The 15,758-nt window shown below is 70.6% G+C and carries 9 protein-coding genes; 4 read left to right on the top strand and 5 right to left on the bottom strand.

What is annotated here, in order from left to right; genetic code table 11:
- Positions 1-22: 22 nt before the first annotated feature.
- The 3 genes from A4R44_RS08120 to A4R44_RS08130 all read left to right on the top strand — a co-directional run bounded on the left by A4R44_RS08120 (position 23) and on the right by A4R44_RS08130 (position 3,579).
- Positions 23-1,498 carry a flotillin family protein gene (locus tag A4R44_RS08120; RefSeq protein WP_067577797.1) on the top strand — a complete coding sequence of 492 codons (1,476 nt, stop codon included), beginning with the start codon at positions 23-25 and terminating at the stop codon, positions 1,496-1,498.
- Positions 1,498-2,181 carry a hypothetical protein gene (locus A4R44_RS08125; RefSeq protein WP_067577799.1) on the top strand — a complete coding sequence of 228 codons (684 nt, stop codon included), beginning with the start codon at positions 1,498-1,500 and terminating at the stop codon, positions 2,179-2,181. Before A4R44_RS08120 ends, A4R44_RS08125 begins: the two co-directional genes overlap by 1 nt.
- A gap of 117 nt (positions 2,182-2,298) precedes the next feature.
- A complete protein-coding gene (locus A4R44_RS08130) occupies positions 2,299-3,579 on the top strand; it encodes a wax ester/triacylglycerol synthase domain-containing protein (RefSeq protein WP_095213231.1) in 1,281 nt (426 codons plus the stop codon).
- A 45-nt stretch (positions 3,580-3,624) separates the two neighbouring features.
- Here the strand turns inward: A4R44_RS08130 and A4R44_RS08135 are convergent, their stop codons facing one another.
- Both A4R44_RS08135 and A4R44_RS08140 read right to left on the bottom strand, forming a co-directional pair.
- Entirely contained in the window at positions 3,625-5,016 is a 1,392-nt protein-coding gene (locus A4R44_RS08135) for a class II 3-deoxy-7-phosphoheptulonate synthase (RefSeq protein ID WP_067577801.1), read from the bottom strand.
- Between the two features lie 52 nt (positions 5,017-5,068).
- Positions 5,069-8,239, bottom strand: a complete 3,171-nt coding sequence (locus tag A4R44_RS08140) for an ATP-binding protein (RefSeq protein ID WP_067577803.1) — start codon at positions 8,237-8,239, stop codon at positions 5,069-5,071.
- 134 nt (positions 8,240-8,373) lie between these two features.
- Between A4R44_RS08140 and A4R44_RS08145 the strand changes: the two genes are divergently transcribed.
- Positions 8,374-9,270 carry an NADP-dependent oxidoreductase gene (locus A4R44_RS08145; RefSeq protein ID WP_067577805.1) on the top strand — a complete coding sequence of 299 codons (897 nt, stop codon included), beginning with the start codon at positions 8,374-8,376 and terminating at the stop codon, positions 9,268-9,270.
- Here the strand turns inward: A4R44_RS08145 and A4R44_RS08150 are convergent.
- From A4R44_RS08150 to gltB, 3 genes are all read right to left on the bottom strand, one after another.
- Positions 9,267-9,638: a MerR family transcriptional regulator gene (locus A4R44_RS08150; RefSeq protein ID WP_067577807.1), complete on the bottom strand. Its 372-nt coding sequence runs from the start codon at positions 9,636-9,638 to the stop codon at positions 9,267-9,269. The two genes, A4R44_RS08145 and A4R44_RS08150, sit on opposite strands and share 4 nt — an antisense overlap.
- A 63-nt stretch (positions 9,639-9,701) precedes the next feature.
- A complete protein-coding gene (locus A4R44_RS08155; protein WP_067577809.1) occupies positions 9,702-11,210 on the bottom strand; it encodes a glutamate synthase subunit beta in 1,509 nt (502 codons plus the stop codon).
- Positions 11,203-15,744, bottom strand: coding sequence for a glutamate synthase large subunit (gene gltB, locus A4R44_RS08160; protein ID WP_067577811.1), 4,542 nt, complete (start codon positions 15,742-15,744; stop codon positions 11,203-11,205). Before gltB ends, A4R44_RS08155 begins: the two co-directional genes overlap by 8 nt.
- Between the last annotated feature and the right edge of the window lie 14 nt (positions 15,745-15,758).

A 15,758-nucleotide genomic window follows, 5' to 3' on the forward strand; every position in this document is an offset into this window, starting at 1 on the left:
CTGAATACTGCTGCGAGGGGCTATGGAAATCTGGATCATCGTGGTGATCGCGGTCGTTGCCGTGATCCTTCTGTTCGGGCTGCTGCGGATCCTCTACAAAGTGGCGGAGCCGAACGAGGCGCTCATCATCTCCGGCTGGGGCGTCCGGGTCGAGCGCACCGAGACCGCCGACAGCCTCGGGTTCAAGATCGTCACCGGCCGCGGCGTGAACGTGCTGCCGGGCTTCCAGACCGCGCGCAGGTTGTCGCTGGACACCCGGGGGGTCAACCTCCAGGTTTCCTGCGTGACCAAGCAGGGGCTGCCGGTCACCGTGCGCGCGGTCGTGATCTACAAGGTCGGCGACGATTTCGCCTCGATCGCGAACGCCGCCCGCCGGTTCCTCGACCAGCAGAAGGGCATGAACGACACCATCCACGAGCTGTTCTCCGGCCATCTGCGCTCGATCGTGGGCGGGCTGACCATCGAGGAGATGATCCACAACCGCGACGCGCTGACCGGCGAGGTGCGCCAGTCCTCGGCCACCGAGATGATCAAGCTCGGGCTGATCGTGGACTCGCTGCAGATCCAGGAGATCGACGACGAGTCCGGCTACATCGTCAACCTCGGCAAACCGCACGCGGCCGCGATCGCCGCCTCCGCGCGGATCGCCGAGGCGCAGCGCGACCAGGAGGCCACCGAGGCCGAGCAGGTCGCCGCCGCGCGCAAGGCGGGCGCGATCCGGGAAAGCCAGATCCAGCAGGCCGGCTACCAGGCCGAGGTGGACCAGGCCAAGGCGAAGGCGAGCCAGTCCGGTCCGCTGGCCGAGGCGACCGCGCGCCAGGAGGTCGTGGTCCAGGAGACCAAGGCCGCGGAGCTGGAAGCGGCGCTGTCCGAACAGCGGCTGCAGTCGCAGGTCCGCAAACCGGCCGACGCGAAGGCCTACGAAACGCGCACCACGGCCGACGCGGAACGCGACGCGCAGATCGCCCGTGCGCAGGCACAGGCCAAGGAAACCGAACTGCGGGCGGGCGCGGACGCGACCCGGGTCAAGACCGCGGCGGACGCCGAAGCGCAGGCCACGAAGGCTCGGGCGGAAGCCAGCGCGAGCGCGACGAAGTCCACCGGCGAGGCCGAAGCGGCGGCCGCCAAGGCGAAGGGCCTCGCGGACGCTGACGCGGCGAAAGCCAAGGGTCTGGCCGAAGCCGAAGCGGCGAAAGCGAAGGGGCTCGCCGAGGCCGAGGCGATCAAGGCGCGCGCGGCCGCACTGGCGGAGAACCAGGAGGCTGTGGTAGCACAACAGCTGGCCGAGCGCTGGCCGGAGATCGTCGAAGCCGGTGCGCAGGCTTTCAGCAACGTCGACCACATGGTGGTCCTGAACGGCGCGGACGGGATGTCGGACATGTTCACCAAGGCGCTCTCCCTCGGCGGCACGGGCCTCGGCCTCGCCCGCCAGCTGATGGACGCCATGGGCCCCAAGCAGTCCGATTCCGACGGCGGCCTCGCCCCTCGCGAGGACTGATGAGCTTCTTCACGGACGGCCCTCGCGAGCGACCCCTGTTCCCGGTCCGGGAACAGGAACTGTTCGGCTACGAGGGCCGTCCGTGGACCGGCCCGCCCGCCGACCACATCGTGCCCGCGCTGGTGCCCTGGGCGACGCCGCTGGGCCGGTCCGAGCGCACCATCGTGGCGCTGCGCGCGGTCGAGGTGTGGCCGGAGGCGATGACGCTGCGGATCGCGGTGTATTCGCGCGACCGCATGGACGGCGCGCCGCTGATCGGCCACCGGCGCATCCCGGACTACCACGCGCTGCTGGTCGGCGTGCTGTTCCCGGACGGCGGCCGGGCCAGTTCCGAAACCGTTTCGGTGCCGAGTGCGGGCGAACCGCACGAACCGGTGCTGCGCGTCGAGGAAGGCAGCGGGTCGGAGTTCCGCTACGAGCATCCGGTGTTCGTGTGGCCGCTGCCCAGCGCCGGTCCGCTGAAGGTGATCGTGCAGTGGCTCGACCGCGAGATCGCCGAAACGCACACCAAACTCGACGGCGGACGGCTGCGCGCCGCCGCGCTCGAAGCCAGCGAGCTGTGGCCGGGGCTGCCGAAGCGGCCGGGCAACGGCGTCGCGATGCGCCAGATCGCCGCCGAGGCGAACGACGCCGCCGGGCCGGGTCTGCCGCAGCGGCAGCCGCGTCGTGCCCCGGGCGAGTGAAATTCCGGGGAATTAGCGTCCTGGAAACATCACGGCCGTCCGCCGGTCATACCCGAGTAGTGTCGTGACCTTCGCCCTCGGCATGCGCACCCGACGCCGGACGTTGGAAGGTGGACCATGACGCCTGCCCCGCTCAGCTCGCTCGATGTCGCTTTTCTTTGCCTCTCCAGGGAAACCGCGCCGATGCAGATGGGCGCGGCCCTGGTTTTCGCGCCGGAGCGGCCGGTCGATCCGGACCGGCTGACCGCGCTGCTCGCGCGGCGGGCGGCGAATATTCCGCCGCTGCGCCGGAAAATCCGCGCCGGGCTGTTCCCGCCCGGCTCCGCGACCTGGGTGGACGACCCGGATTTCCGGGCAGTGAAACACCTTCGCCACCACCGGCTGACCACGCTGTACGACCCGGACCCGCTGCCGGAGTTCGCGGCGAGGTGGATCGCCGAACCTCTCGACCCGCACCGTCCGTTGTGGGAACTCACTGTGGTCACAGGTTTTCCGGACGGAAGCTTCGCGGTCCTGCTCAAACTCCACCACGCGCTCACGGACGGAGCGGGCGCGTACGCCGTGACGGCAGGGCTCCTGGACGGATTGCCGATCCCGGAGCCCGCACCGCCGATTCCGCAGCCGCGTTCGCCGATGAGCGTGGTGCGGGATACGGTGGAGACAGCGGGAATCGCGTCGTCGGTGGTCCGGGCGGCGCGTCCGCCATGCCTGCCGCTGGCCGCACCCGCCACCGCCGAACGGCGCCTCGGTTTCGCCCGGCTGGCGTCGGCCGATCTTCGCCGGATCCGGCGAACGCACGGCGGGACCACGAACGACGTGGTGCTCGCGGTGCTTTCCGGCGCATTGCGCGAATGGCTCGTCAATCGCGGCATTCGCGCGACGGGACGGTCGCTGCGCGCGCTGATTCCCGTGAGTGTGCGCGGGCGGACTGCCGAGCGGACGGGCGGGAACAAGCTTTCCGGCTATTTGTGCGATCTGCCGGTCGGAATGGACGATCCGGTGCGGCGGCTGACCGAAGTGCGCGCCGCGATGACCCGCAACAAAGCCGCTGGTCCTTCTCGCGGTCCCGGGGCGTTTCCGCTGCTGGCCGACCGGATGCCCGCGGCACTGCACCGGCTGGGGACGCGGACCGCCGGACTGGCCGCGCCGCTGTTGTTCGATCTGGTGGTGACGACCGTTCCGGTGCCGCGCGCCCGGCACGCGCTCGACGGTGCGCCGTTGACGCAGGTGTACCCGTTCGTGCCGCTGGCCCCGCGCCAGGCGGTGGGCATCGCGGTCGCGCCTTGTCTCGACAGTGTCCACATCGGACTGCAGGCGAACGCGGGCGCGGTGGCGGATCTCGGGTCGCTGCGCGACGCGGTGGCCAAATCGGCGGCGGAGCTGCTGGACTGCTCGTGAGTGTCGATGCCGGTGAGAGCCGGGACAGACACTCACGAGCCGGTCTCAGCCGCGCAGCATCTCCGCCACGAGGAAGGCCAGCTCCAGCGACTGCTGGGTGTTGAGCCGGGGGTCGCAGGCGGTCTCGTAGCGGCCGGAGAGGTCGACGTCGGAGATTTCCTGTGCCCCGCCGAGGCATTCGGTGACGTCCTCGCCGGTCAGCTCGACGTGGATGCCGCCGGGGTAGGTGCCGAGCTTGTGGTGCACCTCGAAGAAGCCCTGGACCTCGTCGACGATGCGGTCGAAGTGCCGGGTCTTGTAGCCGGTGGACGACTCGTGCGTGTTGCCGTGCATCGGGTCGCACTGCCAGATGACCTTGTGCCCGGACGATTCGACCTTCTCGACGATCGCCGGCAGCACCTCGCGGACCTTGCCGTTGCCCATCCGGGAGATCAGCGTGAGCCTGCCCGGCTCGCCGCGCGGGTCGAGCCGCTCGACGTACTCCAGGGCCTGCCCGGGCGTGGTCGTCGGGCCGATCTTGAGCCCGATCGGGTTGGACAGCAGTTCGGCGAACGCGATGTGCGCGCCGTCGAGCTGCCGGGTGCGCTCGCCGATCCAGAGGAAGTGCGAGGACAGGTTGTACAGCTTCGGGTTCGCCGCGTCGGCCTGGTCCAGCCGCAGCATCGCGCGCTCGTAGTCCAGCAGCAGCGCCTCGTGGCTGGCGAAGATCTCGGTGTACTGCAGCGAGGTGTCGGTGACGCCGCAGGCGTTCATGAACCGCAGGCCGCGGTCGATCTCGGCGGCGAGCGCCTCGTACCGCTCCCCCGCCGGCGACGAGGACACGAAGTCCTTGTTCCAGTCGTGCACCTGGTGCAGGTCGGCCATGCCTGCCCCGGTGAGCGCGCGGACCAGGTTCATCGCCGCGCCCGCGTTCGCGTAGGCGCGGATCATCCGGCCCGGGTCCGGCACCCGCAGCTCCGGCTTGGCGACGAGCGAGTTGATGATGTCGCCGCGGTAGACGGGAAGCCCGAGCGCGTCGGTGCCGGACGAGCGCGGCTTCGCGTACTGGCCCGCGATCCGGCCGACCTTCACCACCGGCAGGCTGGCCCCGTAGGTGAGCACGACGGCCATCTGCAGCAGCGTGCGCAGATTCGCCCGGATGTGCGGTTCGGTGTTGGACTCGAACGTCTCCGCGCAGTCCCCGCCCTGCAGCAGGAACGCCTCCCCGCGAGCCACCATGGCGAGCCGGCTCTTCAACCGGTCGATCTCGGCGGGCACGGTGATCGGCGGCACGCTCTCCAGCACGCCCCGCACCCGCTTGGCCAGCGCGGCGTCCGGCCACTCCGGCTGCTGCGCGGCGGGCAGCGACAAGGCGGTGTCGAGGCGGTCCCGCAGCTCAGGAGGCAACGGCGGCAGCTCGGGAAGAGTGTCTACGGGAACGTCGACTGTCCAGTTCACGCGTCTCAGGATAGGGTCTGCCGGGTTTGCCCGGGCCGGTGGGCGGCGAGGGTCACGCCTCCGGGGAGTCCTGGCGGTAGAGGGCCCCGAATCGGTCGGCTACGTCGAGCAGACCTGCGAGTTCGTCTGTTTCAAGGGCTGGGACGATGACCGACCAGTGGTCCAGGCCGACCGCTTCGGCGAGAAGGCGGCGACGTTCGTCCGGCGGGGCGGCGGCGGAGATCTCGACCAGGAGACGGGCGCGGTCCTCGGCGGATTCGACGAGCCGGGTCCGGGCGAGCGCGCGGGGCAGGTCGTGCTTGGCCAGTTCCGGGAGGAACGCGAGGGTGACCCGTTCCCGTTCCCGATCGGCTTCGACGGTTTCGAGCACAGCCTCGGCCTGGTCGAGATGCCCGGCCGCGGCCAGGCCCCGGACCAGGACCCGCCGGGCGTGCGTCACGTCGCGCTCGTCCAGGTAACCGCACAGCTCGACGGCCGCGGCGGCCTCCCCTCGTGCTCCCAGGTCCGCCATCGCGTCCTCGATCGCCAAGCCGAGGTTCTCCTCGTCCGGGAAGGCGGCCACCAGCTCGACGATCTCGGCGGGTTCGCCCACGGCGGCCAGCATCACGATGGCCGAGCGCCGGTCGTGCCAGGCGAACTGCCGGTCCGGGAGCGGCTGCTTCACCCGGCTCCGGACGTACTCCGCGAGCCGGGCCAGCCCGGCGTGGTCGCCCTCGGCCCGGAGCCTGCGGGCGAGCAGGGCCACGGGTTCTCGCATCGACGACCAGAATTCGACGCCGCGGATCAATTTCCCGGCGATCCGCGGATCTCCCCTTTCGGCAAGAAGGCACGCCAGCGACTTGATCTCGGCCAGCCCCTGCCGTTCCGAGCGCACCAGCGGGGCGAGCAGCTCAGCCCGGCGGACATCGCCCGCCGCGACAACGGTTTTGCTCAGCGCCCCGATCGCCGCCGCCGCACGCGGATCATCCGCCGGGCGGCGGGTCATCGCCTCCGCCCGCTCCGCCGCCTGGCGCGCGCGGGTGCGATCCCCCGCTGCCAGCAGAGCGTCCGCCAGGAGCACGAATTGATCCGCGTCGCCTTGCAGTTCGCGGGCCGACCGGTGCACGGAGGGATAGCGGGCGGCCCACAGGAAGGCCTGGTCGGCCTGACCCGCGGCCACGAGCGCCTGAACGAACCGGTTCACCGCTTCGCGCCGGGCGAAAGGGTTGGTCATCGAGTCGAGCACCGCGGGAATGTCCGCGAGCCCGCCCTTCGCGGCCAGGAATTCGATCAGGACAGGCACGAAGGTGTGCTCGCGGTCAATCTCGCCGGCTCTCGCGCCGAGCGCTCCGGCGGGGTCGGCCGACGCCGCCAATTCGGCGGTGAGGTCGAGGCGGAACAGCACTCCGGACGCGCCGTGCTCCTGGGCGAAGGCGCGCGCCCGCTCGACTTCGCCCCGCTGGACGAGCCGCTGCGCTATCTCCGCGAACGTCTTGTCCCGGTGCAGGTCGCGAGCCACCGCACCGGCCAGTTCCGCGGCCGCGTCCACATCGCCGGCAGCCAGCACCGCGAGTTCCCCGAGCGTCCGGTCCCGGAGTCCTTCGCGGGAAATCTCCCTGGCCAGCTGCCCGGCCCGGGAGAAATCCGGTTCGGCGACGGCGGCGATCCGCCGGCGGTGGTCCGCGCTGACCCGGTCGGCGATCCGCTCGGCCGCTTCGTGCTTCCCGCCGTGCACCAAGGCGACCGCGGTTTCCGCGAGCAGGCAGTCGCGTAGCTCCGGGTCGTGCTCGTCCTCGGCCAGTTGCCCGGCTCGATCCGGCTGTCCGGCGCGGACCAGCTCTCCGGAAAGCTCGAGCAGCGCTCGCGCGCGCGAACCGGGATCGGTCATGGACTGCGCCAGCGCCACGGCGTGGTCGAACTGCCCCAGCGCGGCCCACACCGCGGGCAACCGCACCGGCGTGATCTTGTTGCGGTCACGGAAGTTGTCCCGGTAGGTGTCGAGCGTGATCAACCGGACCAGGTCGGGTTCGGCGGACTCAAGCAGAGCCGCGCGGGCGGTGTCCAGCTCCCCCATCGCGGCCAGGTCGCCGCCGGAGACGTCCAGCAGGCGTTCGTGCCTCGCCGGGTCTCCGGCCAGGTCGGCGAGAGCGGTCACGTCGCCGCTTTCCTGGACCAGCCGGAAGTAGCCGCGCAGCAGGAACTGGGGAGTGTCCGGCGGCCAGCCCGCCGACCGGTATCCGGCGGCCCATTCCCCGATCGCCGCGCGGTACCGGGACAGTTCGCCGCCGAGGGCTTCGGCGGCCTCGCGGTGCAGACTTTCGTGGCCCAGCAGGAAAACCGCCGGGGCCTCGTGCGGACGCCAATGCGCCGGGCGGCGGGTGAACGAACGGCTCGCCACACTGTTCAGGACCCGTTCGACGGCACGGGGCCGCCGCTGAGTCAACTGCGCCAGATCGTCGCTGCTGAGCCCGCCGCGAGCCGCGACGAGGAAACCCAGCAGGTCCTCTTGGTCGTGGAGCAGTGCGTCCAGTTCGTGCTCCATGTCGGCCTTCGCCGCGACAGCTGCGGGCGAAGGCGCCAGAGAGCGCTCGATTCCGGGAGCCCGCAAAGGATGGTCACCGCGCACATCCGGCGGGACATCGGGGTTGAGGCGGCTCGCGACGATCACTCGAAGACCGTTTTCGGGGAACGGCAGCAGCGCGGCGATGCTGTGCCCGCCGGAGCTGGCGCCGCGATCCTCGTCCAGGCCGTCGACGACCAGCACCAAGCGCTCGCCGCGGTTTCGGCAGTGCGCGGCGGCTTCGGCGAAGACCGCGTTGAGGTTTCGGGCCTCAGTGTCCTTTGCCGCGCCCAGGACTTCGGCCAGTTGCTCCTGGACGACGTCCACGAACGCCTCACGTGTGTCGTCGCCGAGCGAACGGGCCGTGACGAAGAACGACACCACTCGCACTCCGTCGGGCGGCGAGAGCACGAACGAGGACAGCAGGGCCGACTTGCCGGTCCAGGGAGCCGCGCGCCACCAGACATACGCGGGCGCGTCGTCCGGGGCCGTGCAGAACCGGGCCAGTTCGGCCAGTTCGGTTTCGCGGCCGATGAGCTGGTCCGGCGCCACCTGGCGCACCCATTGCCGGTAGCGGGACCGGGCGGGCGGAGCCGAGTGGACGACGACCGAGCCGGCGTGGCCCACCTGCACGACCTCGCCCGTGACCGGGCCCAGGACCTGGTTCGTGATCCGCTCGTCCACCTGGGTGTCCCCCCTCCGACGCGGTTCAGCTTCGCACGAACCGTGTCGGCCGGGTCACATCAGCTGGAAGTTGACACCGGTGTCAACGAATAGCGTCGGTTTCGACCAGACCGGCGAGCAGGAGGGATCAGCGAATGAGCACCGTCTTGGGATACCGGGCGTTCGGCGCGGCTGACGTCCAGGAGTACTTCGACCGGCCCGGCCCGGTGCCCGGCCCCGCTGAGGTTCTCGTCCGCGTGGCGGCCGCGGGGGTGAATCCGCTCGATCATCTGCTGCGGTCCGGGCACGTTCCCGACCTCAACGGGCATCTGCCGTTTCCCCAGGTCATCGGGATGGAAGCGGCGGGAACAGTGCTCGCCGCGGGCGGAGACGTGACGGGGCTCCAGGTCGGCGACCGGGTCACCGGGTTCGCGTTGACCGGTGCGGGCACGTACGCGGAAACGACGCTGCTGCTCGGCGAGTCCACCGCCCGCATCCCCGACACGCTGCCGTGGGCCTGGGCGGCGACCATCCCCGTCGCGGGCACCACCGCGCTGGACGTGCTCGACCAGCTTGACCTGTCGAAGGGCGCGTCGTTGCTGGTGAACGGGATCGGCGGCGGAGTCGGCATCGCGGTGGCACAGCTCGCGCGGGACCGTGGGCTCGCCGTGACGGGTACGGGCAGCACGGCCAAGCGGGAACTCGCGGCAAAGCACGGCGCGGCCTTCGTCGACTACACCGCGGGAAACGTCGCGGACCAGCTAGGCCGTTTCGACGCCGTGGTCGACACGGTCGGAGGAGAATCCCTGCGCAGGGTGGCTCCGTTGGCGGAGAAGCTCATCGCGGTCGGGGATCCGTCCGTGACCGAACTCGGCGGAGTGTTCGTCCAGCGGCGCCTCGACAGGGCGGGTCTGGAACGGGTCGCCGAGCTGATGGCCGGAGGGCGGCTCGATCCGCACATCACCGGGACCTATCCGCTCGCCCGGGCGCAGGAAGCGCTGGCGCTCGTCGAGTCCCGGCACGCCTCGGGCAAGCTGGTCATCAGCATCTAGCACGAACTGCCCGCACCCCGCCGGTAGCGGGTGTTCGCCTCGATCAGCACGTCCAGAGCGTCGCGGGCGTCGGCGAGGCGGGCGATGCCGGCGGTCAGCCGGTCGCGTTCGGAAACCATGGTGGTGAAAGCGTCTTCGATGACGGCCGCGTCGTCGCTGTGCACACACGGCAGCAGCCGGGCGATCACCTTGCTGTTCAGTCCCGCGTCGAACAACTGGCGGATCAGCTCGACTCGTTCGACCTCCGCCGCCAGGTAGTGCCGCTGCCCGCCCTCGGACCGAGTGCTCCGCACCAGGCCCTGCTGCTCGTAGTACCGCAACGAGCGGGCGCTGACGCCGGTTCGCTGGGCTAGTTCGCCGATCCGCACGCCCTCCAGCGTAAAGAAACGGGCCCCGGCGCGCCGTTGCGCCGGGGCCCGAGCCAGGGGGAATCACACCACCGCGAGCGGCAATGCGGTCGGGTGCACGGGAGCGGGAAGGTCCGAAGCACCGGTCAGGAACGTGTCCACCGCGGCCGCCACCGAGCGGCCTTCCGCGATGGCCCACACGACCAGCGACGCACCGCGGTGGGCGTCGCCGCAGACGAAGACCCCGGGGGTTTCGGTCTGCCAGTCCGAACCACACGACAGGGTGCCGCGGCGGCTCAAGGTCAGGCCGAGGCCTTCCAGCAGCGGCATTTCCTCGACGCCTTCGAAGCCGATCGCCAGCAGGACCAGGTCCGCGGGCAGCGTTTCGACCTCGCCGTTCACCGGGACGACCTCGCGGCGGCCGGTCTCCTGGTCCTTCTGCACGCGGACTTCCTGCAGCTCAACGGCTTTGACGTGCCCGTCGCCGTCGTCGACGAACTGCTTGACGGCCACGGCGAACTTCCGCTCGCCCGCTTCCTCGTGCGCGGGATAGGTGCGCAGGATGTAGGGCCAGGTCGGCCACGGCGAACGCTCGTCGTCGCGGATTTCCGGCGGCGTCGGGTACTGGTCGAGCTGGGTGACCGACAGCGCGCCTTGGCGGGTGGCGGTGCCGTAGGAGTCCGCGCCGGTGTCGCCGCCGCCGATGATCACGACGTGCTTGCCGTCCGCGTCGACCGGGGACGGGCCGTCGCCCTCCACGAACTTGTTGGCGGGCACCAGGTGTTCCATCGCCAGGTGGATGCCCTCCAGCGAGCGGCCCGGCGTGGTGCGGTCGTCACGGCCGCGCAGAGCGCCCACGGCGAGCACGACCGCGTCGTACTGCGCGCGCAGGTCTTCCACCGTCAGATCGACGCCGACCTCGCAGCCGGTGACGAACTTCGTGCCCTCTTTGCGCAGCTGCGCGAGCCGCCGGTCGAGGACCTTCTTCTCCATTTTGAACTCGGGAATCCCGTACCGCAGCAGGCCGCCGAGCCGGTCGTCCCGTTCGAACACGGTGACCTCGTGGCCCGCGCGGGTCAGCTGCTGCGCCGCGGCGAGCCCGGCCGGACCGGAGCCGACGACGGCCACCTTGCGGCCCGAGGACACCTCGGCCGGCTGCGGCTGCACGTATCCGGCTTCCCACGACCGCGCCGCGATCGTCTCCTCGACGCGCTTGATCGCCACCGGCCCGCCGGACAGCGGCGAGATCGACAGCACGCAGCCCGCCTCGCACGGCGCGGGGCACAGCTTCCCGGTGAACTCCGGGAAATTGTTGGTGGCGTGCAGGCGATCGCTGGCCGCCGCCCAGTCGCCGCGGCGGACGAGGTCGTTCCATTCCGGGATCAGATTGCCCAGCGGACAGCCGGAACCGCCGGAATGGCAGAACGGGATGCCGCAGTCCATGCACCGCGACGCCTGCGTGCGCACCTGCTCGTCGCGCTCGTCCGGCGCAACGTCCGCGTAGACCTCGCCCCACGAGGAAAGCCGTTCCTCGTAGGACTTCTTCTTCGGTTCTTGCCGTTCGTGCTTGAGAAAACCGTTGGGGTCAGCCACGAGCCGCCTCCATGATCGCTTCGTCGACATCGCGGCCGGCGGCGCGCGCCGCCTTCGCCGCATCGAGGACCCGCTGGTAGTCGCGCGGCATCACCTTGGTGAACGCCGCCGCGCGCCGGGTCCAGTCGCCCAGGAGCGACGCGGCCACGGCCGAGCGGGTGAGGTCGTGGTGCTGCTGCACGATCTGCTTGAGCCAGGCCAGATCTTCCGCGTCCAGCGGTTGCAGGTCCACCATCTCCTGGTTGACCTTCGCGCGGTCCAGGTCGAGCACGTACGCGCTGCCGCCGGACATCCCGGCCGCCAGGTTCCGCCCGGTCGGGCCGAGCACGACCGCGCGGCCGCCGGTCATGTACTCGAACGCGTGGTCGCCCACGCCCTCGGCCACGACCGTCGCGCCGGAGTTGCGGACGCAGAACCGCTCGCCGACCTGACCGCGCAGGAACAGCTCGCCGGACGTCGCACCGTAGGCCAGCGTGTTGCCCGCGATCGTCTGCTGTTCTGCGGCGAAGCTCGCGTCCGGATGCGGGCGGACCACGATCCGGCCGCCGGAGATGCCCTTGCCGACGTAGTCGTTGGCGTCGCCGACCATGTCCAGCGTGATGCCGCGCGGCAGGAACGCGCCGAGCGACTGCCCGGCCGAACCGGTGAGCAGCACGTGGATCGTGCCGTCCGGCAGGCCCTCGCCGCCGTAGCGGCGGGTGACCTCCGAGCCCAGCAGGGTGCCGACGGTGCGGTTCACGTTGCGCACCGGCAGTTCCAAACGCACCGGATGCGCGTCTTCCAGCGCCGCCTCGGCGAGCTGGATGAGCGTGCGGTCCAGCGCGTGCGCCAGGCCGTGGTCCTGCTCGCGCACGCGCCGCTTCGCACCGCCGTACGGCGTCTCCGCGGGCATCTCGAAGACCGGGCCGAGGTCGAGCCCGGAGGACTTCCAGTGCCGCACGGCCTCGTCGGTGTCGAGCATGTCGGCGTGCCCGATCGCCTCGTCGAGCGTGCGGAATCCCAGCCGCGCCAGGGTTTCCCGCACTTCTTCGGCGACGAACTCGAAGTACCGCACCACGTGGTCGGCCTGTCCGGTATAGCGCTTGCGCAGTTCGGGGCTCTGCGTGGCGACGCCGACCGGGCATGTGTCGAGGTGACAGACGCGCATCATGACGCAGCCCGCGACGACCAGCGGCGCGGTCGCGAAGCCGTACTCCTCGGCGCCGAGGAGAGCGGCGATCACGACGTCGCGGCCGGTCTTCATCGCACCGTCCACCTGGACCGTGATCCGGTCGCGCAAACCGTTGAGCAGCAACGTCTGCTGCGTTTCGGCGAGCCCGATCTCCCACGGCGTCCCGGCGTGCTTGAGCGAGTTCATCGGGGACGCGCCGGTGCCGCCGTCGTGCCCGGAAATCAGCACGACGTCGGCGTGCGCCTTGGACACGCCCGCCGCGACCGTGCCGACGCCCAGCGAGGACACCAGCTTCACGTGGACGCGGGCCCGCTCGTTGGCGTTCTTGAGGTCGTGGATCAGCTGCGCCAGGTCCTCGATGGAATAGATGTCGTGGTGCGGCGGCGGGGAGATCAGGCCGACACCCGGCGTCGAATGCCGCGTGCGGGCGATCCACGGGTACACCTTGTTCGGCGGCAGCTGCCCGCCTTCGCCCGGCTTCGCGCCCTGCGCCATCTTGATCTGGATGTCGTCGGCATTGACGAGATACTCGCTCGTGACGCCGAACCGGCCCGACGCGACCTGCTTGATCGCGCTGCGCCGCTGCGGGTCGTACAGCCGCTCCGGGTCCTCGCCGCCCTCGCCGGTGTTCGACCGGCCGCCGATGCGGTTCATCGCGATGGCGAGGGTTTCGTGCGCCTCGGCCGAAATCGAGCCGTACGACATCGCCCCGGTGTTGAACCGGCGCAGGATCGCCGACGCGGGCTCGACCTCGTCCAGCGGGATCGGCTCGCGCGCGCCGTCGCGGAACTTGAACAGCCCGCGCAGCGTGCCGCCTTCGCGATAGAGCCGGTGCACCTCTTCGGTGTACTCGCGGTACACCTCGTCGCGCCCGGTCTTCGACGCGTGCTGCAGCAGGAACACCGTCTCCGGCGTGAACAGGTGCAGCTCGCCCTCGCGGCGGTAGGCGTACTCGCCGCCGGTCTCAAGGCCGCGGTGGACGCGGTCGGTCGGGTTGTCCGGGTACGCCCGGCGGTGCCGCACCGCGACCTCTTCGGCGAGCACGTCCATTCCGACGCCGCCGAGCTTCGACGACGTACCGGTGAAGTACTCGTCGAGCAGTTCCTGGCTCAGGCCAAGGGATTCGAAGACCTGCGCCGCGGTGTACGCGCCGACCGTCGAAATGCCCATCTTGGACATGATCTTCAGGACGCCCTTGACGAGCGCCTGCACGTAGCTGCGGACCGCCTTCGCCGACTCGATGCCGGTGATCGCGCCCTGGCTGATCATGTCTTCGATGGTTTCGAAGGCCAGATACGGGTTCACCGCCGCCGCGCCGTAGCCCAGCAGCAGAGCGATGTGGTGCACCTCGCGGGCGTCGCCGGTCTCCACGACCAGCGCGACGCGCAGCCGTTCCTTGGTGCGCACGAGATGGTGGTGCACCGCGGAAACCAGCAGCAGCGACGGGATCGGAGCCATCCGGTGGTCGGAGTCGCGGTCGGACAGCACGAGCGTGCGCGCGCCCGCCGCGATCGCCTCGGACGCGTCGCGCCGCACCCGCTCGATCGCTGCCGCCAGCGCGTCCGCCCCGCCGTCCACTTCGTACAGTCCGGAAAGGACGCTGCAGGAGAACCCGGGCAGGTCCCCGTCGTCGTTGATGTGGATGAGCTTGGCCAGCTCGTCGTTGTCGATCACCGGGTACGGCAGGTTCAGGTGCCGGCACGACGCGGGCCCCGGCGCGAGCAGATTGCGCTCCGGCCCCATGATCCGGCTCATCGACGTGACCAGCTCTTCGCGGATCGCGTCCAGCGGCGGGTTGGTCACCTGCGCGAAGTTCTGCGTGAAATAGTCGTACAGCAGCCGGGACCGCTTGGACAGCACGGCGACCGGGGTGTCCGACCCCATCGACCCGATCGGCTCAGCCCCGTTGGCGGCCATCGGCGCGAGCAGGATCTTCAGTTCTTCTTCGGTGTAGCCGAAAGCGAGCTGGCGGCGCAGCACCGAATCGTGGCTCTGCACCACGTGGTCGCGGTCGGGCAGCTCGGCGATCTTCAGCAGCCCGGCGTGCAGCCAGTCGCTGTACTGCTGCTTGCGCGCCAGCGCGGACTTGACCTCTTCGTCGTCCACGATCCGGCCCGCCGCGGTGTCCACGAGGAACATCCGGCCCGGCTGCAGCCTGCCCTTCGCGACGACGTTTTCCGGTGCCACGTCGAGGACTCCGGCCTCGCTGGCCAGCACCACGCGGTCGTCGGCGGTGCGCCACCAGCGCGCCGGGCGCAGTCCGTTGCGGTCGAGCACCGCGCCGACGAGCGTGCCGTCGGTGAAGGTGACGCACGCCGGACCGTCCCACGGCTCCATCAGACTGGCGTGGAACTGGTAGAAAGCGCGCCGTTCCGGATCCATCGCGGTGTGGTTTTCCCACGCCTCCGGGATCATCATCAGCACCGCGTGCGGCAGGGAACGGCCCGCGAGGTGCAGCAGCTCCAGCACCTCGTCGAAGGAGGCCGAGTCCGACGCGCCGGCCGAGCAGATCGGGTACAGCCGGGAGAGATCGCCCGGGAGGAGATCGGATTCGAGCAGCGCCTCGCGGGCGCGCATGCGGTTGCGGTTGCCGCGGATCGTGTTGATCTCGCCGTTGTGCGCGACAAACCGGAACGGGTGCGCGAGCGGCCACGACGGGAAAGTGTTGGTGGAGAACCGGGAGTGCACGAGCGCGATCGCGCTGGCGAGCCGGGCATCGCGCAGGTCGGGGAAGAAGCGCGGCAGCTGCTCGGGCGTGAGCATGCCTTTGTAGACGATCGTGCGCGCGGACAGCGACGGGAAGTACGTGCCGCAGCCGGACGCGAGGCTCTCGTGCTCGACGCGCTTGCGCAGGCAGAAGGCCAGCCGGTCCAGTTCGAGGCCGGTTTCGCCGTGCGGGGACGACACGAACAGCATCGCGAAATGCGGCATCACCGAACGCGCGGTGGGGCCGATGTCCGCGCCGTCGGCGTCGACCGGAACCTCGCGCCAGCCAAGGACGGCGAGCCCTTCTTCGGCCGCGATCCGTTCGGTGAGCCCGATCGCCTTGCGGCGCTGCTCGTCGTCGGCGGGCAGGAACGCGATTCCGGCGGCATACGCGCCGCCGGCGGGCAACGGGAAGCCCGCCTCGGCGCGCAGCAGTTCGTCGGGCAGCTGCAGCAGGATCCCGGCGCCGTCGCCACTCGTCGGCTCGGCTCCCGCGGCGCCGCGGTGGTCGAGATTCGTGAGCGCGGCGAGACCGTCGGTGACGATCCCGTGCGTACGGCGGCCCTGGACGTCGGCGACCATGGCGACGCCGCAGGAATCCTGCTCGGTGTCCGGGTCGTACAGACCCTGCTTGCCGGGGATGGCGGAGAAGATCATGGAAAAGGGACCTC

It is taken from the genome of Amycolatopsis sp. M39, assembly GCF_001651785.1.
Classification (GTDB): Bacteria; Actinomycetota; Actinomycetes; order Mycobacteriales; family Pseudonocardiaceae; genus Amycolatopsis; species Amycolatopsis rubida.